Source organism: Rhodoluna sp. (assembly GCF_049276775.1).
Classification (GTDB): domain Bacteria; phylum Actinomycetota; class Actinomycetes; order Actinomycetales; family Microbacteriaceae; genus Rhodoluna.
The window spans coordinates 51,996-68,887 of sequence record NZ_JBASXC010000028.1 but is presented as its reverse complement, the minus strand read 5'-3'; the positions used below and the strand labels follow the sequence as shown (position 1 = coordinate 68,887).

General features: G+C 52.0%; 15 protein-coding genes. 7 read left to right on the top strand and 8 right to left on the bottom strand.

Annotated features, from left to right (window positions below; genetic code table 11):
* Positions 1–30 precede the first annotated feature (30 nt).
* Complete coding sequence (locus WAO31_RS02590; RefSeq protein ID WP_509589885.1) at positions 31–210, top strand: DUF3117 domain-containing protein; 180 nt, start codon at positions 31–33, stop codon at positions 208–210.
* Here WAO31_RS02590 and WAO31_RS02585 read toward each other — a convergent pair.
* Positions 194–835, bottom strand: a complete 642-nt coding sequence (locus WAO31_RS02585; protein WP_509589883.1) for an O-methyltransferase — start codon at positions 833–835, stop codon at positions 194–196. The two genes, WAO31_RS02590 and WAO31_RS02585, sit on opposite strands and share 17 nt — an antisense overlap.
* 78 nt (positions 836–913) lie before the next feature.
* On the opposite strand from WAO31_RS02585, the gene WAO31_RS02580 reads away from it, so the two are divergent.
* Entirely contained in the window at positions 914–1,258 is a 345-nt protein-coding gene (locus tag WAO31_RS02580; protein ID WP_509589880.1) for a twin-arginine translocase TatA/TatE family subunit, read from the top strand.
* 16 nt (positions 1,259–1,274) lie between these two features.
* Here WAO31_RS02580 and WAO31_RS02575 read toward each other — a convergent pair whose 3' ends face one another.
* Entirely contained in the window at positions 1,275–2,789 is a 1,515-nt protein-coding gene (locus WAO31_RS02575; protein WP_509589878.1) for a succinic semialdehyde dehydrogenase, read from the bottom strand.
* Between the two features lie 24 nt (positions 2,790–2,813).
* Positions 2,814–3,923 carry a P-loop NTPase gene (locus WAO31_RS02570; RefSeq protein ID WP_509589875.1) on the bottom strand — a complete coding sequence of 370 codons (1,110 nt, stop codon included), beginning with the start codon at positions 3,921–3,923 and terminating at the stop codon, positions 2,814–2,816.
* A 44-nt stretch (positions 3,924–3,967) separates the two neighbouring features.
* Between WAO31_RS02570 and WAO31_RS02565 the strand changes: the two genes are divergently transcribed.
* Complete coding sequence (locus WAO31_RS02565) at positions 3,968–4,474, top strand: YflT domain-containing protein (RefSeq protein ID WP_509589872.1); 507 nt, start codon at positions 3,968–3,970, stop codon at positions 4,472–4,474.
* Here WAO31_RS02565 and WAO31_RS02560 read toward each other — a convergent pair.
* Complete coding sequence (locus tag WAO31_RS02560; RefSeq protein ID WP_509589869.1) at positions 4,471–5,850, bottom strand: aminopeptidase P family protein; 1,380 nt, start codon at positions 5,848–5,850, stop codon at positions 4,471–4,473. The genes WAO31_RS02565 and WAO31_RS02560 overlap by 4 nt on opposite strands.
* 75 nt (positions 5,851–5,925) lie before the next feature.
* Here WAO31_RS02560 and WAO31_RS02555 point away from each other — a divergent pair, with 75 nt between their 5' ends.
* Positions 5,926–6,810, top strand: a complete 885-nt coding sequence (locus tag WAO31_RS02555) for a PHP domain-containing protein (protein ID WP_509589866.1) — start codon at positions 5,926–5,928, stop codon at positions 6,808–6,810.
* Here the strand turns inward: WAO31_RS02555 and WAO31_RS02550 are convergent.
* The gene (locus WAO31_RS02550; protein ID WP_509589863.1) at positions 6,807–8,195 is read right to left on the bottom strand and encodes a DEAD/DEAH box helicase; all 1,389 of its coding nucleotides are present in this window, start codon (positions 8,193–8,195) and stop codon (positions 6,807–6,809) included. The two genes, WAO31_RS02555 and WAO31_RS02550, sit on opposite strands and share 4 nt — an antisense overlap.
* Before the next feature lie 64 nt (positions 8,196–8,259).
* Between WAO31_RS02550 and WAO31_RS02545 the strand changes: the two genes are divergently transcribed.
* Positions 8,260–9,033 carry a ferritin-like fold-containing protein gene (locus WAO31_RS02545; RefSeq protein WP_509589860.1) on the top strand — a complete coding sequence of 258 codons (774 nt, stop codon included), beginning with the start codon at positions 8,260–8,262 and terminating at the stop codon, positions 9,031–9,033.
* Here the strand turns inward: WAO31_RS02545 and WAO31_RS02540 are convergent.
* Positions 9,023–9,307, bottom strand: coding sequence for a hypothetical protein (locus WAO31_RS02540; RefSeq protein ID WP_509589857.1), 285 nt, complete (start codon positions 9,305–9,307; stop codon positions 9,023–9,025). The two genes, WAO31_RS02545 and WAO31_RS02540, sit on opposite strands and share 11 nt — an antisense overlap.
* Positions 9,307–9,531, bottom strand: a complete 225-nt coding sequence (locus WAO31_RS02535; protein WP_509589854.1) for a DUF3107 domain-containing protein — start codon at positions 9,529–9,531, stop codon at positions 9,307–9,309. Before WAO31_RS02535 ends, WAO31_RS02540 begins: the two co-directional genes overlap by 1 nt.
* 82 nt (positions 9,532–9,613) lie before the next feature.
* Here WAO31_RS02535 and WAO31_RS02530 point away from each other — a divergent pair, with 82 nt between their 5' ends.
* The gene (locus WAO31_RS02530) at positions 9,614–12,733 is read left to right on the top strand and encodes a PD-(D/E)XK nuclease family protein (protein ID WP_509589851.1); all 3,120 of its coding nucleotides are present in this window, start codon (positions 9,614–9,616) and stop codon (positions 12,731–12,733) included.
* Entirely contained in the window at positions 12,723–15,857 is a 3,135-nt protein-coding gene (locus tag WAO31_RS02525) for an ATP-dependent helicase (protein WP_509589848.1), read from the top strand. The genes WAO31_RS02530 and WAO31_RS02525 overlap by 11 nt, the downstream gene beginning before the upstream one ends.
* On the opposite strand, the gene WAO31_RS02520 is transcribed toward WAO31_RS02525, so the two are convergent.
* Complete coding sequence (locus WAO31_RS02520) at positions 15,854–16,870, bottom strand: phosphotransferase (RefSeq protein ID WP_509589846.1); 1,017 nt, start codon at positions 16,868–16,870, stop codon at positions 15,854–15,856. The two genes, WAO31_RS02525 and WAO31_RS02520, sit on opposite strands and share 4 nt — an antisense overlap.
* Positions 16,871–16,892: the final 22 nt, after the last annotated feature.

Sequence of the window (16,892 nt, the reverse complement as noted above, 5' to 3'; positions counted from 1 at the left end):
GAAAAGCTTAAATAATCAAGGAGTCTAGTTATGGCAGCAATGAAGCCACGCACCGGTGATGGCCCCATGGAAGCAGAACGAGAACCACGTGGATTAATCATTCTTCGCGTTCCCCTTGAAGGCGGCGGCCGTTTGGTTGTCTCAGTAAACGAGGACGAAGCTAAGAATCTGCATCAAGTCCTAGAGGGCGTAGTTAAAAAGAAGAAGTAATTTTCTTGCTCGCCATCAGCAAGCCGTCTCCAACCGGAGATAGGGCAGATACAAAATCTTGCTGCCCAGAGAAAAATCTCAAAACATCTCGGTAAATCACCGTCGCGTCATCTCGCATCGCGGGGTCCGGGACCCGATCTCTCCAGAGTGCGTGAGCAATCACCAAAACTCCACCGGGTCTAAGCAGCCTTGAAGCTTGGCTTAGCTGCTCCTCCAGATCGTTCCGGTCGGCATCCAGCAAAACCAGGTCGTAGGCCGCATCGGCCATGTTCGACATAACCTCAACCGCCTTACCTGAAATAACCCGAGTTCTGGTCGGGGCTATTTTGGCCTCCTTAAATGCAAGCCTGGCAGCCACCTGAAATTCAGGCTGGGAGTCTATGGTTGCAAGGACCGAGTCCTCCGATGCACTTAGCATCCAAAGAGCCGAGACGCCGGCACCGGTGCCAGCCTCGACGATGGCCTTGGCACCGAGAGCTGAAGCCAGCAGGGCAAGGTGCGCTCCGGCCGAAGCCGTGATGCACTCAATCCCGAGCTCCTCGGCTCTGGCCCTTGCCTCAATAATCGCTGGGCTCTCCGTGGCAAAGTCTTCCGTGAACTTCCAGCTTGAAATCTTGTCAACCATTTATGTGTCTCTCCTAGTCATAAAAGCCTATTGTCCAGTGGGCAAAATACCCCGCAGCTAAAGAGGTAACCTGAAAGGGTGTTTGGGCTCTCTGGCGAAAAGCTATTAATCCTCGGGTTGATAGCGATTTTTGTGCTGGGCCCGGACAAGCTCCCACACTACGCCAAGCAGCTGGCAAGGCTTGTGAAGTCTCTAAAGCGCATGGCCGAAGGAGCCAAAGGGCAGCTCCAGAACGAACTTGGAGAAAGCGTGGACTGGAAACAGCTCGACCCTCGTCAATATGACCCCAGAAGAATCATCCGCGAGGCGTTAGCAGAGGGTGAACCGGTCAATCCGGTTGCTTCTCTAAATCGCCCGGTTCAACAAACGCAGCCCAAACTCCAAAAAGGTGAGGTTGCCCCTTTTGATTCGGAAGGAACCTAAGCTAAAGCCTTCCCTCTTACTTCATCAGTTTGGCAAGCAGATTCATCATCGGTGCCATCTTGTTGTATTGCCTTGCACGCGACGGGAACTTCAGTAATCCGGTTGAAACTCCAACGGTTCTTGCCTCGGTGAAGCGAAGCAGTCCATACTGGCCGTTTCTTCTTCCAACACCGGACTGCTTCATGCCTCCCATCGGCGAATCAAGGGAAGCCATCGAGGCGCGGTAGCCCTCGTTCACATTCACCGATCCAGCCATGATTTTTGAAGCCACCTGCTTGGCCAACTTGGTTGGGCCAACCACCGAAGCGTTTAGTCCGTACTCGGTGTCGTTAGCCAATACAACGGCTTCATCGATAGTGTCGTAGCCAACCACCGCAATCAGAGGTCCGAAGACCTCCTCGCGGGCTAGCCGCATGTCTTCTTTTATGTTGGTCAAAACTGTGGGCGCGTAAAAGTATGGACCGAGCTCGGGAAGTGCTTTCGCACCTGCCAAGACCTTGGCTCCCTTACCAACTGCGTCAGAGACGAAATCTTGAACTCTAGTTAGCTGGTTGATTCCGGTTAGGGTTCCCATATCCATCGCGAAGTCGTTGCTCTTGCCAACCGTCATCGACGTCACGCGCTCCGCTAGCTCGCGCTCAAATTCCTTCTTGAGGTTATTTGGAACGTAGACGCGCTCGATCGAAACACAAAGTTGCCCTGAGTTTCCAAAAGCTCCGGCGATGGCTTTTTCAGCGGCATCGCCAAGTTTTGCCCCGGGCAAAACAATTAGGGGATTCTTGCCACCGAGTTCTAGTGAATAACCAATGAGTCTCTTGGCAGCTCTCTCGGCTACCAATCTTCCGGTTGCGGTTGAACCGGTGAAGGCAACAAAGTCAACAGAGTCGGTGATGGCGTTGCCAACGGTTGCGCCATCGCCAACCACAATGGTCCAAGCGGATTCTGGAATGCCGGCTTGAACCGCTAGCGATCTTGCGTATAGAGAAACCAGAGCGGTTTGGTTATCGGCTTTTTGGATCACTGCATTTCCTGCGGCCAGTGCTGGAAGCACATCGAGCATCTGAAGGGCAAGTGGGTAATTCCAGGGTGTGATTACACCAACTACACCCACCGGTGAGTACATCACGTAGGACTGGGTCAGGAGTGGAACACCCGCGACAGTTCTCTGGGTCTTTAGAGTCTTGGGAGCCATCTTGGCAAAGTACCTTGCCGAGCCAAGCGATCCTGCGATTTCTTCGAAGGCATGAGCTCTGGATTTACCGGTTTCTAGCTGGAGTAAATCCATCAGGTTGTTCTGGTTTTGAAGCAGCAGGTCATGAAGCCTAGAAAGGGTCTTGGCCCGTTCCTTTACGGGAACATTTGCCCAAGTCGGTGCTGCAAGCCTCGCGTCTGCTACCGCCTTGGCAATTTGGCCAACGCTTAGCTGGGGTAAGTCGTAGATTTTTTTACCCGTTGAGGGGTTCACAATCGTGACCGCCTCGGGGGATGGAGGTAGGTGGGCCAGAAGGGTATCGATGCTTGTTTCGCTCATGTGCCAATTCTACGAAGCAAATACTTACCTGGTACTAAGGGGTAGTCTTCGCCCCGCTAGGTCTCGACCAACACCGGCAATTTTTTGGGCAATCTCCTCGATTGCCGCCGCAGCTAGATCGCTAGATTCATGGCCGAGCAGGGGATTACCGGTATCGGAGCCTTCTCGCAGAGGAATAGAAATAGGTATCTGACCAAGCAGTGGAACTTCCGTCTTGGATAGCTTAGAGAGAGATTTTGCAACTAGCTCGCCACCACCGGAACCAAAAAGCTCAACTCTTTGATTTCCCTGCTGGAGATAGCTCATGTTTTCAATCACTCCAAATATGCCCTGACCGGTTTGAAGGCCAACCGCTCCGCTTCGCTCGGCAACCTCGCTGGCTGAGATCTGAGGGGTTGTGACAACGATTGTTTTGGCGGTTGGAAGCAGCTGACCCAAGGTGATTGCTATGTCTCCCGTGCCGGGGGGCAAGTCAACCAAAAGAATGTCCAGATCACCCCAAAAGACGTCGGATAGAAACTGCTCGATGGCGCGGTGAAGCATGGGGCCTCGCCAAGCAACTGGAGTATTTCCCTCGATGAACATGCCAATCGAGATTACCTTCACACCAAATGCCACGGGGGGAAGAATCAGTTCATCAACCCTGGTTGGTTTCTCGGTTATGCCTAGCTGGCCCGGAATAGAAAAGCCGTAGATGTCGGCATCGATGAGCCCGACCCTTTTACCCGTTGCCGCAAGTGCAACGGCAAGGTTGGCGGTCAGGGTGGATTTACCAACTCCGCCCTTGCCGGAGCCGATGAGGAAGATGTTGGTCAGGGTTTCCCTGTCGAAAGGATTGTGCTTCATTGGTTTGCCGCCACGAAGTTTGATTTTTAGGGCATCTCGCTCGTCCGGCGTCATAACCGAGAGGGTTATGTTGGCGGATTTGATACCTTCAACTTTCTCAACTGCCTGTTTTGATTCACTCTCGATTCTTCGAGAGGCCGGGCAACCGGTGATGGTGAGCTTAATCTCAACCTCGGCAACACCTTCAGGGCTCACCGAAATTTCCCCGACCATGTCAAGGTCTGTGAGTGGAATGCGAAGTTCTGGGTCTATGACCTTCGAAAGGGCTTCGAATATGGACTCTTTCACCCTTCAACTCTAAGGGTTTCAACTTTCGTGCGAGAATGGAGAACATGAGCCCAAAGCAAAACGATTCCTTGGCCCAAGACGCAGCCTCGCTTGCCAGCTTTACTGACTACCAGCAGGCAGTTTCCTACGTTGAGAAACTGATTGAAAATGACTTTCCGGCTAAGTTCGTGTCAATTATCGGGACCGACCTAAAAACAGTCGAGACGATAAAGGGCAAGCTGGGTTACGGTCGGGTCTCGATGTCAGGCGCATTGACAGGCTCGTGGCTTGGAATGTTCTTCGGTCTTATCTTTGGGGTGACCGGAGCCGGAACCGAGCAGGTGCTAATCAATAACGTGCTGGCTGGAATCGTTATCGGTGCCGGTATCGGAATGCTTATCAACATTGTTCGTTTTAGCGTCACCAAAAACCGTAGGGGGTTTGTTTCGGCTCAAACAGTGCTCGCCAAAAAGTATGAGGTTGTTGTTCCCAACGCTCAGGCGAAACTTGCGAAGGAGGCAGCCTCGGCTGCAGGTAGCAAGAGCGTAAAGCCCGCCAAAAAATCTAGTTAGAGGCTTGCCATCCAGGCTTCGATTTCATCCGGGGTTCTGGGAAGGGCTCGAGAAAGATTCTCTACTCCGTCTTTGGTGACCAGGACATCGTCTTCAATGCGAATGCCAATTCCTCTAAATTCTTTGGGGGCAAGTAAATCATCCTCGTGGAAGTAAAGTCCTGGCTCGATGGTGAAGATCATCCCCTCTTGTAGCTCGGCGTCTAGGTACATTTCCTTCCTGGCCTGAGCGCAGTCGTGAACATCGATTCCCAGGTGGTGACTGGTGCCGTGCACCATCCACCTGCGGTGAAATTGTTTTGATGAATCTAGCGATTCCTCTGCAGGCACCGGAAGGATTCCCCACTCGGCACACTTTCTTGCAATAACCTCCATAGCGGCGGCGTGCACCTCACGGAATCTAACTCCCGGCTTGGCAACCCCGAAGGCGGCATCGGCAGCTTCGAGAACTGCAAGGTAGATTTCCTTCTGAGTCTTTGAATACTTCCCCGAGACGGGCAGAGTTCTAGTGATATCCGCTGTGTATAGCGAGTCCATCTCAACGCCTGCGTCAACTAGAACAAGTTCGTCCGGCTTGACTTCGCCGTCGTTCGAAATCCAGTGCAACACGCAGGCATTTCTCCCAGCTGCTGCAATGGTGTCGTAGCCCAAATCATTTCCTTCGAGCCTTGCCCTGGCAAAAAAAGCGGTCTCAATTACTCGCTCACCCTTGGCGATGCCAACGGAGTTAGGGAGCGCTCGGGCAATATCCTCAAAGCCTCGAATGGTTGATGAAACGGCCTGTCTCATCTGGTCAATCTCGTAAGAGTCCTTGACAAGCCTCAGCTCAGAGACGAATTGGGCTAACTGGGTATCTGTCAGATCAATTGTTTCTGCGCCTTCTAAAAACCCCTCAAGTTCGTCGAGGTTTCGAGTCTCAATATCTAGCAGCTCGGATATCTCCTCCAGGGTTGGGCGTTTGCCAACCCAGAATTCACCGATTGCGGAGTTAGCAAAAAACTCATCTGAATCTTTGCCGGCTGTTGGCCGCAGAAATAAGATCTCTTTTGTCGGACTCCTCGAATCAATTACCAAAACAGAGTCGGCAACTGTTCTGGATCCCCAGCCGGTCAGGTGAGAAAACGCCGCGTGCGGGCGATACCGATACTCGGTGTCGTTGGATCTGGTTTTTGGGGCTCCCGCTTCAATAACTAACACCTTGCCCGGAAACTCAGTTGCCAGCGCAAGCCTTCTTCGCTTGGCAAAGGGAGAAACTTTATCGGGCTGAGATTTTGGCGAAGAGTTGGTTGCCCAGCCACTGGAGATGAAATCCAAAAACTCTTGGCTGTGCGGGGTGCGGGATCTTGTTTCTCCCTGGCCCTGATCGCTTGCTGTCATTGAACTATTGTGTCACTGTCAAGCATTGAATTACATGTTGCGTAGTGTTAGGTACAACAGATAAGGGTTTTTCCTATGGTCAAAATCGACCTCCACACTCATTCCACCAGATCAGATGGGCTTGATAGCCCGACCCAGCTAATTCAAAACGCTGCAGCCGCAGATATCTCCGTGATCGCACTTACCGATCACGACACCGTCTCGGGCTGGGATGAAGCAAGGACTGAAGCCAAGAAGCACGGCATCGGATTTGTGCCAGGCATTGAAGTTACTTCCGTTTCGGAGGTTAAAAGAAACGACAAGATCTACCGTCTAAGTGTTCATCTGCTGGCCTACCTGCCAGACCCCGCACACAAAGCCCTCGAGGTAGTTTTGGGAGACACTGTTGAAACTCGCGAGGCAAGGGGTCGTGCAATTGTCGAGAAGCTAGCCGAAAAGATTCCAATCACCTGGGAGATGGTTTTAGATCATTTGGATAAAGGTGCGACCATCGGTCGCCCCGCCATCGCCGACACCCTAGTGACCATGGGGCTAGTACCCGACCGAAGCGCCGCCTTTGACTACTACCTCTCTACCGATGGGCCGTTCTACGTTTCACACTCCGCGGTGTCAACAATCCAAGCCATTGGTCTAATTCGTCAAGCCGGGGGAGTTCCGGTTATCGCGCATCCGCTGAAGGGCATCGGGGAAAAAGCCGATCCCGAAGATCTGCCCACCGCACACTTCGAGGAAATGATTGCTGCCGGTATGCAGGGTGTTGAGGTTTATCATCGGGACGTTCCTGAAGCCGCGAGAAAATGGCTTTTGGAACTTGCTGGCAAGCACAACCTTGTTGTCACCGGCTCCAGTGACTACCACGGTCTAGAAGGTAAGCCCAATCGGTTAGGCGAGAACACAACCTCTCAAGAGATGCTTGATCGAATTATTGAACTGGGAACCGGAACTGAGCCCTCGCTCTAGCTAGGTGCCTGACCGCTTCGGGTGCGGTTTCTGGTTCTGTTTCTAGGCGGCTGCTTGTGCTCTGATTTTCCCTCGTGCGGAACCCTCGGCTTATGAGGTTCGGATTCTTTTTTGTGGTGCTTTGGTCGCTCCGAAGTTCTCGGCTTTGAGCCGGCAGATCTGGAATTCGAGGAGGTCGAGGGCTTGGTGGCAACTTTTGTAGAGGCGCGAATTCTTCCCTTGGTTCCGGCTGGGATGTTTAGGTCCGTGAAAAGGTGCTCGGAGCTCGAGTAGGTTTCCATCGGTTCGGGCTGTCCGAAGGAGAGCTCTCTGTCGATATGGGTCCAACGAGATAAATCATCCCAGTCCACAAAAGTCACGGCAATACCGAGTCTTCCGGCGCGGCCGGTTCTTCCAACCCTGTGCAGGTAGGCCTTCTCGTCTTCGGGAACCGAGTAATTGATGACGTGAGTCACGTCGTCTACGTCAATGCCTCGAGCTGCAACTTCGGTTGCCACCAGAATGTCTTTTTTGCCGGTGCGAAAAGCCGTCATCGATCTCTCTCTGGCTTCCTGGGTCATGTCGCCGTGTAGGGCGCTTGCGTTGAAGCCACGATCGATTAGTTCTTCCGAAAGCTTGCCGGCCTGGCGCTTAGTGCGGCAGAAGATTATTGTCTTGCCTCTTGTTTCGGCTTGCAGAATTCTTCCAACCACTTCATCTTTATCCAGTGAGTGAGCGCGGTAAACAAACTGCTTGATATCGGCCTTGGTGAGTCCCTCGTCCGGATCGTTGACTCGGATGTGAACCGGTTTGTTTTGGTACTTTCTTGCCAATGACACTATGGCTCCGGGCATGGTTGCCGAGAACAGCATGGTCTGACGGTGAGAGGGAGTGTAGGCAAAAAGTTTCTCAACGTCGGGTAAGAACCCCAGGTCCAGCATCTCGTCGGCTTCGTCGAGCACCATGAATTGGATATTTCCAAGGTCCAGTTTTTTCTGCTTCGATAAATCGATTAGTCGACCCGGTGTTCCAACAATGATCTGCGCTCCGGCGTCGATTTCAGCTACCTGGCCCTCGTAGGCCTTGCCACCATAAATGGCGGCAACGGTGGTGGATCGATTGCTTGTGGCTAGCTTTAGATCTTGTGCGACCTGAATTGCTAGCTCTCTGGTTGGAACTACAACCAGGGCTTTTGCACCGTGAGCGGGGTCCAGACCGAGAGACTGGATAAGGGGTAGCCCAAAACCTAGGGTCTTTCCGGTTCCAGTTTTGGCCTGCCCGATGATGTCTTGGCCGGTGAGGGCAAGCGGGATGGATTGTTCCTGGATTGGGAATGGGCTGGTAATTCCTTTGGCCTCTAGGGCCTGCACGATATCGCTGTCGATACCTAGATCTTTGAATGTCAATATGCTCCTATTTATACCTTTCCTACTCTACTTGGGCATCGAATAAGCCGTATATGCTGGAGGGATGTTCGAGTGGCTAAAAGCGTTTCGCAAAAAGGTTGGAAAGTTAGCCCTTCCCGACCGTCAGGAGCGAACTGGAAGAAACCAGGGCAAGGTGGATCTCAAGCCCTACACTCCAGAGCCCAAGATATACCTGGGACAGTTGGCTTACCTTTTGCTTTCAAACTTTGAAATCTTAACCAATGAGTTGAAGTACGCGCCGACCACCGCCTATAAAGCGGAGCTTTCCGAAGCTGCCGCAAAGAGCTTTGAAAAGTACCGAGCGATATCCAAAAAACTATCCGGCCTGGGCTTTGATGTGACGGACTCGATGGATCCATTCGTCGAGCGAATCGATACCTTTCACTCCCGCACCGCCGGTATCGACTGGTATGAGTCGGTAATCAAGATATACCTGGTGTCTGGGCTTCTTGATGATTTCTACCGCAGGCTAGCTTTTGGTTTACCCAAGGAGCTTCGCGAGGATGTCGAAAAGGCACTGTCGGATAAGACCTTTGAGAAATTCGCCAAGCGGGTGCTAGTTGAGGGAATGTCTGGCAACGAAAGCCTCGAGTCAAGACTTGCCCTTTGGGGAAGGAGACTCATGGGAGACGTCTTGCTGGAAGTTCGAGCAGCTTTTGACAATAAGAAGCTGTCCGGTTCGGATAAGAAGTCCACACTCACCCTTGAGCAGGAACGAAAGATAAACCTTGAGTCTTACTCAAAGATTGAGCCGCTGGTCACCGAGATGATCGCCGCTCACTCACTTCGAATGGATGCGGTAGGACTTACCGCGTAGCGGCCAAAGCCTGATTGTCTTCCTTCTCGCGCTTATCGGCAAGCGCCTTTGAGCCAAAGAACATAGCTATCGGCATCGACAGCATCACGATGGTCCAAATCCAACCGTCGACGTAGCTAAAGCCCAACCAGGTAAGAAGTATCCAAATAACGGATCCGGTTGCCAAGCCAATGGCCGGCGGCACCAGAGACCCGTAGCGGTCGGAGGTTATCTTGACGTATGGGGCTACCAGTGCAAGCACCGCGGTATAGAAAACAATGAATAGAAATTCCATTAGGAGATGAAACCAACCCTTCTAGCTTCCTCGGCACCAATCTCTAAGTAGGAAATTCCCTCGGTTGGGACCAAAAAGACGTTACCCTTCGAGTCCGTTAGGTTTAGAAGCTTTGCTCCGGATTCGATGCTTGCCGAAACCTTTGCTTCCAGCTCTTTGGCTGTCTCCGTGATTTCGAAGCTGAGCTCGCGGGCAGAGTGTTTGATACCGATTTTGATTTCCATGACCAACCTTTCTGATACTAGATTACGGCCTTTGGGCAACGCCTAAGACCTAGCTGTCAGTGGCCTTTAGTATCTTTGGAAAATGACCGATCCGCGATTTATCCTCAAGCCGCAATCTGCATCGGTCAAAAGCTTTGAGCTTTCACCCTCCCAGCTAAGTGCGAGCGCCCTGCCCGCCGCCTCGGTCGGAACCATTTTTGGATCACCCGGGTCGGGAAAGACATGTGCCCTGGTTGCCAGGTTTTTACACCTGGTATCTAATGGCATTTCACCGGCTGAAATTATTGTCATTGCCGCCACTCGCGAAAGCGCCAACACATTGCGCGATCAGTTGGCCCTTGAGTATCAAGGTGCCAGCGAGGGACCGCTGGCTAAGACTCTGACCAGCTTGGCGTTTTCAATTTTGGCAAGCGATGCAAAACAAAGAGGTGAGCTTGCGCCGGTCCTGGTAAGCGGTAGCGAGCAGGACCAGATGCTAAAAGAGGTACTGGAAGAAACCGATGGATCTTTGTGGCCTAAAAACTTAGATTCTGGAGTTCGATCACTCACCGGATTTCGCACCGAGCTTCGAGATTTGGTTGCAGCAAGCCTCGAGCACGGCCTAACCCCCTCGAAGCTAGGCGAGCTCGGCAAAGTCCAAAACCTACCCCAGTGGGTAGCAGCCGCCGAGGTATTTGAAAGCTACCTTGCAAAACTTCACATAGAGGGAAGAGCACGTTTTGACTCGGCGTCTTTACTGCGTGAAGCAGCCAATGCCCTTGCTCTGCTCGATGCTCTTCCGCAGTCACTTCTGGGACTCAAGACAATTTTGGTTGACGATGCTCAGGAGCTCACTCCGGCGGCTGCCGAGCTACTGTTTGCCCTAACTAGATTTGGGGCGGGTGTGACCCTGTTTGGTGATCCCGATAGCGCAACACTTGGATTTAGGGTTGCTAACCCGAAGGCCATGAGCGAGCTGAGTGAAAAAATTGCAGCTCGAGCCAAGGTTTCTGTCGAAAGAATATTTCTAGAGCCAACCCATGCTGTTCGCCGCCCCGCAATATCCGCCGCGCTTGCCAAGGTAAGCGCCCAAATACAAGTTGCCAGAGCGGGAAGGCAGCGCAAGGGCCTCACGCCACCAGCTGCACTCTCGCCCGATGGCGAAGGCCTGGTGGTGAAAGTTTTTCGCTCGGAATCCGAAGAATTAAGTTTTGTTGCAGGCCTACTCCGAAAAAGGCACCTATTCGATCAAGTTCCCTGGTCAAAGATGGCGGTAGTTGCAAGAAGTCGTCCGGAACTTGAAAAATTAGCCCTTGGGCTAAGTGGCGAATCGGTCCCGGTTCGAATTGTGGGATCAGCCGCGTCCCTAAAAGACGAGCATGCTTCGGGACAGCTACTTCGCCTGGCTCGGATTTGCCTAGGCGATGAGCCGGTCAGTGCAGAGTTGGCCGTTGAGATACTTACCTCGGAACTGGCCGGATTGGATCAGCTTGGTATCCTGCGACTTCGTCGCTCACTTCGAAAACAATCCGAGGATTTTGAAACCACATCCGATCAACTACTCGAGGAGGCTTTTCAAAACCCGAATTCGCTTTCTCTAATTCGATCCAACGAGGCAAGCGCTGCCGAAAAAATAGTTCGTCTGTTGGCTAGCGTTCGAGAGCTTGGGTTGGAACCTGGAACAACTGCTGAGGCGGTGCTATGGCAGCTGGTAGCTGAAACCAAAATCCTAAAGCGGTGGAGTGAGCTTTCCAGGGGAGTGTCTGAAGTATCCCTTCAGGCCGGTAGAAACCTAGATTCGATACTTAGGCTTTTTGCAGCGGCCGTGAGATACGAAGAACGTAATCCAGGCTCTAGGGCGATTGATTTTATTCAAGATCAGTTAGATCGCGAGATCCCGGAGGATTCGCTTGCCCTAAATAACCGCCAGCAAAATCAGGTCCTGCTTCTTACCCCATCGGGTCTTATCGGACGCCGCTTTGACACCGTTTTGTTGCCCGGTCTTTCTGAAGGAGTGTGGCCAAACCTAAAGCCCAGATCTTCGCTTCTTGGGGCCAATGCTCTGGATGCGCTAATTGCCGGAGAGGTGTCGCTAGCTAGTGAGCTAAAGCAATCCGAACTCACCGGAGAGCTTCGCATGTTCAATAAAGCTTGCGGAGCTGCCTCGGAGCGTTTGGTGTTAACGGCAACTGAAAGCCAGGAGGAGCAGCTCTCTCAATTCTTGCCGCTAGTTTTCGGAACTTATCCTGAAACAGAAACAGCTGTCTATAAAACCCACACCCTGCGGTCACTGGTGGGAAACCTTAGGAGAGAACTTGCAACCGGTAAAGCACAGAACAGTGGTGAGGCAGCTCTTGGGTTGGCAAGGCTTGCAGCAGCTGGAGTTCCGGGGGCGAGTCCTGCGAGCTGGTATGGCTTACTTCCTATTTCGACGACGGAGCCGCTAACCGACTTAGCAACTGAGAGTCTGCAAATAAGACCCTCGCAACTTGAAAACTATTTGAAGTGTCCACTGCACTGGTTTATTGAAACCCACGGCGGATCCTCCGGCTCTTTCTCGGCATCCCTTGGTTCCTTGATTCACGAGGTGCTGGAAGTTTCTGAGAGTTCTGATTTAGCAGAGCTTGAGAAACTAAAGCTCTCTCGATGGAATTCACTTGAGTTTGAAGCGGACTGGCTGGAGGAGCTTGGAAAGCGCCAGGCTGCCCGCATGCTTACAAACCTCGCCAGCTATCTGGGGAAGTTTGAGAAGGCCGGCGGCAAGGTGTTGGGGCGGGAGCAAAACTTTAGTTTCGATGTTGGCAACATCCAGGTTCGAGGTCAGGTGGACCGTATCGAACAGCTTGCTGACGGGAACGTAGTAATTGTTGATCTAAAAACTGGAAAACTTGCCGCTACCGCTGAGGAGACGAAAACCAATCCCCAGCTTGCCCTTTATCAAATGGCGGTACTAGAAGGAGGCTTTGAAAAAGTTGAAGGTCTAAAGCCGGAGGCCTTAGCTGGAGCGAAACTTCTAATTGTTGGTGGAGCCAACTACACAGAGCGCAGTCAAGACCCAATGGATGAAACAAAATCGGCTCGGTTCAAAAAACTCTTGCTGGATTCTTCCGAGGGTATGTCGAGGCAGGTATTTATAGCCCAGCTATCTCAGCACTGCGAGCAAGAGCGAGAATACGGGTCATGCTCCCTTCACCTTACTCCGGCGGTGAGCTATGTCGGATAGACAGGTGTTCAAGTATTCCGCAAGTGAGATATTCAAGGTCATCAAGGACTTTGAATTGGCACCGGAGAAGATTCATGCCATTGAGAACGCTCCGCTTGATTCACCATCCCTGGTTGTCGCCGGAGCTGGTAGCGGTAAGACTGAACTACTCGCGGTTAGAGTGCTTTGGCTAGTTGCCAATGGCTTTGCAAGGCCCGAGCAAATCCTGGGGCTTACCTTCACCAAAAAAGCTGCCACCGAATTATCGAAGCGAATATTTGAGGCCCTGATTAGGCTTCGCGAAAGCTCCTACTGGCCGGAAGATCTTGAATTTGAATTTGTTACACCGACTATTTCCACCTACAACGCCTTTTCGAATCAGATCTTCCGCGATAACTCACTAGCGCTTGGCTACGAGAGTGAGTCGACGCTGCTAAGTGAGGCTTCGGCCTTTCAGTTGGCTAGGGAAGTTTGCGTTAGGTACGGATCCAGTGTTTCTGGAAGCTTAAGTGACCTAGAGCTGAATCTAGATAACCTCGTGCAAAAAGTTCTTGAGCTATCCCAGGCCATGAGTGATAACGGGGCAAGTGCCGAATCCATCCGCGAGCTGGTTGAGCAAACTGCTAACCAAATCGGGTCACTTCCCAAAAAAGCCGGTCAAGAAGTTGACTCGAGATTTGGATACATCGGGGATATGGTGGAGGCACTAAAGCCAACACCGCTGATTGCAGAACTTGCCGAGTTGTTCCAGAACGAGAAAAAGAAGCGCTCGGTGGTTGACTATTCAGATCAGGTAGCCCTCGCCTTTAGGGCCGTGACAGAGATAGATCAGGCTGCTGGTCAAATCAGGGAAAACTTTACCCAGGTACTTCTTGATGAGTATCAAGACACCTCGGTGCTACAAACCAAGCTGCTTTCGACACTGTTTTCAAACGCTTCTGTTTTTGGGGTTGGAGATCCCAACCAGTCGATCTATGGCTGGCGGGGAGCAAGTTCTTCAAACCTTGACCAGTTCGCTCTTGATTTTGGAAGTGCGAAGCACTTTTCACTTCAAACAAGCTGGCGAAACCCAACCAGCGTGCTCGTATTGGCTAACAAGATCTCCGAGCCTCTGGGAACCTTAGCAAGTTATGAAAGACGGCAGGAATTTTCTGAGCGGGTGCTGCCGGTAAAGCTGGTGGCCAAACAGGATGCGATTTCAGGAACTACTGACTTTGTGTTTGAGCAAGACATAGAGCGAGAGGCGGAAAAAGTCGCCAGCTGGCTAAAGCCAGCTGCAGCTTCAGGAAGAAGTTGTGCGGTGCTTATGCGCAAGAGATCTTCGATGGCGCTGTTTGTTGAGAAGTTGCAGCAGCAGGGGATTGAAGTGGAAGTTGTTGGGCTCGGGGGCCTTTTGGAACTTCCCGAAATTGTTGACCTGGTCTCAGCTTTGAAGGTGGTTCAGCGCGCCGATGCAGGAAGTGAACTCATCAGGCTCCTTACGGGAGCCAGGTGGCGCATAGGAATCAAAGATATTGACCGGCTTTTTGTGATTGCCAAAAAGCTCTCAGGACCAAAGCAAGAGGGAGTATTTCGCGAGGAGATCACGATAGTTGAAGCACTGGATGCGGTTCTGAACGAAAAGCTTGAGCTACTTAAGCAGTTCTCCGATGCTTCTTTGGCACGCCTTCGGGAAGCGGCCAGGCTATTTCAGAATCTTCGATCAGCTACCGCTTTGCCACTGACGGACTTTGTAAGGGTTTGTTGCGAAGAGCTTTGGCTCGACATCGAGCTTCGCGCCAACCCGAAGCTTCAAAACCCGATGGCCCAGCTTCAGTCCTTCTATGAAATCGTTGCTGGTTTCGGTACTGGCTCGGCAGCTTCACTACTCGGTCAGTTTCTGAATTGGTTGGACTACGCCGCCAAGAAAGAAAGATTTGAGATCCCTAAGGTGACTCCAGGTGCCGGGGTTGTACAGGTCCTAACTGTGCACGCCGCTAAAGGTCTCGAGTGGGATTACGTTGCGATTCCAAATCTCGTCGAGGATGATTTTCCCTCAAAGCCCAGGTCGACCTCGGGTTGGCTTTCGGGAGCCGAGCTACCGTTTCCGCTTCGCGGGGACGCCAACTCACTTCCGGTTTTTTCTCTCGAGGGTTGTCAAGCCCAGGCCGATGCCAAGGCGGCCGCTGAAAAGTTTAAGTCCGATAACAAGGAGCACCAGCTCCGAGAAGAGTTCAGACTTATTTATGTTGCAATCACGAGGGCCAAGCAAGCTCTGCTTTGCTCCGGTTCTTATTGGAAACCGGCTAACTCGGGAGCTAGAAAACCTTCAAGGTTTTTCACTGAGCTTGCCGATGGCCAATTTGATTTTCCTGAGAAGGAATCTGATGAAAACCCATTGGATCTAACTCCCAGAGCTCAAGCTTGGCCACTTGAGCCAATCGGTGATTCTCACCGTTCTTTAGTTGATCAGGCAGCGGCCTCGGTAGAAGAGGCGGCAGACAAATTTTTAAAAATTTCCGAAGCCGACTTTGCGGGGTCTAGGCTTCACGAAGAAATTGACATACTGCTTCGCGAACAAGACGATCGAATCAGAGCACTGTCCGAGATTGCACTCCCGGTTAGAATCCCAGCTTCTAGGTTCAAAGATTTTGTTGCGGACACAACTGCGCAAGCCGCCAACTACCTGAGGCCGGTTCCTTCGGAGCCATACCGCGCGACTAAGACTGGCACCGCCTTTCACACCTGGGTCGAGGATTTCCTCATCTCTGAGGTTGATAACCAAACCGGTGACATCGAAGATCTCGCCGAGGTGTTCAAAAATTCCAGGTTTAGGGATCTGCCCCGCGAGGACGTTGAGGTTGAAATTAATCTGACCCGAGGGCTAAACACGTTCGTTTGCAAATTGGATGCCGTGTTCAAAGTCGGTGACCGTTTTGAGATAGTCGACTGGAAAACCGGTGCGGCTCCCAAGACCAAGGCGGAGCAGGAGAGCATGGCCCTGCAGCTGGCCCTCTATCGCTTTGCTTACTCGGAGCTTCGATCAATTCCAATCGAAGCGATTGACGTTAGTTTTTATTTCGTTGCCGACGATTTGGAATTGATTCCAGATACTGTCTTGAGCCCGAAAGAGCTAATTGAGTTATGGGACAGGCTGTTTAGTTAAAACAGTTCGTCGTTTTTTGTTTCCGGTGTGCCCGACTGCTCGCCAAGTTTTTGCTGGGCGATGGTGCTTGCAAGAGGAGCCGCGTGCAAGCGCTCGGCTTTGCCCGATTCCACTTCTTCGGTGAGAACTAGCAACATTCCAACGGCATCTTCGATGATTTCTTGGTTGCCGGTTGAATATCCGTGGAGTAGCCACCTGGTTAGCTCAAGCTCGCTATATAGGAGAGCGCGAGGCCAGATGTTGCTGTCGGCTCCGGGTCTTGCTTCGTAGTATCTAGCCATAAGGTTTCTTGAAAGTTCAGGTGCTGCACCTCCAAGGATCCAGGCGAGGTCCTCGGCTGGGTCTGCGATTCGAAGTCCGGACCAGTGCAAGACACCGGAGACTTTTCCATCTAGCTCTAGCATGCTGTGTCCGTTTAGGCTGCCGTGAATAACGGTTGGCTGGTATCTGAACAAGCTGATGTCTTCGAGTGCTGATTCCCAGCGCTGGAGCAGTACCGGAGGGACCTTACCGGTTTGGGCAGCTCGATCCAGTTCTGAAACTCGATACTTGAGGTTTGAAGACGGATCAAGCTCTGGGAAACCGGCGGCTTGAACTAGCTCGGCTGGAAGTTTGTGAATTGTCGCAATCGCGGTTGCGATACTCAGGGTCAGATCAGAGATTGCTTCGACTTGGGATATCTCGATTGAGTTTCCATAGACAAAGTTGAAAACCATCGCGCGCGCTCCGTTGGAGTCTTGGGTGTCGCCGACTAGCTGACTGACCTCAAAAGGCAAGTTCATTCGAATTACAGGAGTAAAAGTCCTGATGGCACGAATTTCAGCCTCTAGCTCTGTTCCCGCACTCGCACTGTTGGCCATGCGAACCACGAAGTGCTCACCGCTCTTTGCGGTTAGTAAGGCGGCATCAAATGCGCCCGAAGTTCCGCCATCTAAGTGCTTAACCTGGGCGAAGTCGAACTGGGGAACGGCGTCTTTCGCTAGTGCCGCTAAAATCAAGGGAGATCTAGCCATGGATTTAGGTTAGACAACATTG

What these genes read in the sequence shown, in the direction of transcription:
- WAO31_RS02535 (WP_509589854.1), bottom strand. Translation starts at nt 9,531, where the DNA reads ATGGAAATCAAAATCGGTATCAAACACTCTGCCCGCGAGCTCAGCTTC.
- WAO31_RS02520 (WP_509589846.1), bottom strand. Translation starts at nt 16,870, where the DNA reads ATGGCTAGATCTCCCTTGATTTTAGCGGCACTAGCGAAAGACGCCGTT.
- WAO31_RS02585 (WP_509589883.1), bottom strand. Translation starts at nt 835, where the DNA reads ATGGTTGACAAGATTTCAAGCTGGAAGTTCACGGAAGACTTTGCCACG.
- WAO31_RS02530 (WP_509589851.1), top strand. Translation starts at nt 9,614, where the DNA reads ATGACCGATCCGCGATTTATCCTCAAGCCGCAATCTGCATCGGTCAAA.
- WAO31_RS02575 (WP_509589878.1), bottom strand. Translation starts at nt 2,789, where the DNA reads ATGAGCGAAACAAGCATCGATACCCTTCTGGCCCACCTACCTCCATCC.
- WAO31_RS02560 (WP_509589869.1), bottom strand. Translation starts at nt 5,850, where the DNA reads ATGACAGCAAGCGATCAGGGCCAGGGAGAAACAAGATCCCGCACCCCG.
- WAO31_RS02565 (WP_509589872.1), top strand. Translation starts at nt 3,968, where the DNA reads ATGAGCCCAAAGCAAAACGATTCCTTGGCCCAAGACGCAGCCTCGCTT.
- WAO31_RS02590 (WP_509589885.1), top strand. Translation starts at nt 31, where the DNA reads ATGGCAGCAATGAAGCCACGCACCGGTGATGGCCCCATGGAAGCAGAA.
- WAO31_RS02540 (WP_509589857.1), bottom strand. Translation starts at nt 9,307, where the DNA reads ATGGAATTTCTATTCATTGTTTTCTATACCGCGGTGCTTGCACTGGTA.
- WAO31_RS02525 (WP_509589848.1), top strand. Translation starts at nt 12,723, where the DNA reads ATGTCGGATAGACAGGTGTTCAAGTATTCCGCAAGTGAGATATTCAAG.
- WAO31_RS02545 (WP_509589860.1), top strand. Translation starts at nt 8,260, where the DNA reads ATGTTCGAGTGGCTAAAAGCGTTTCGCAAAAAGGTTGGAAAGTTAGCC.
- WAO31_RS02555 (WP_509589866.1), top strand. Translation starts at nt 5,926, where the DNA reads ATGGTCAAAATCGACCTCCACACTCATTCCACCAGATCAGATGGGCTT.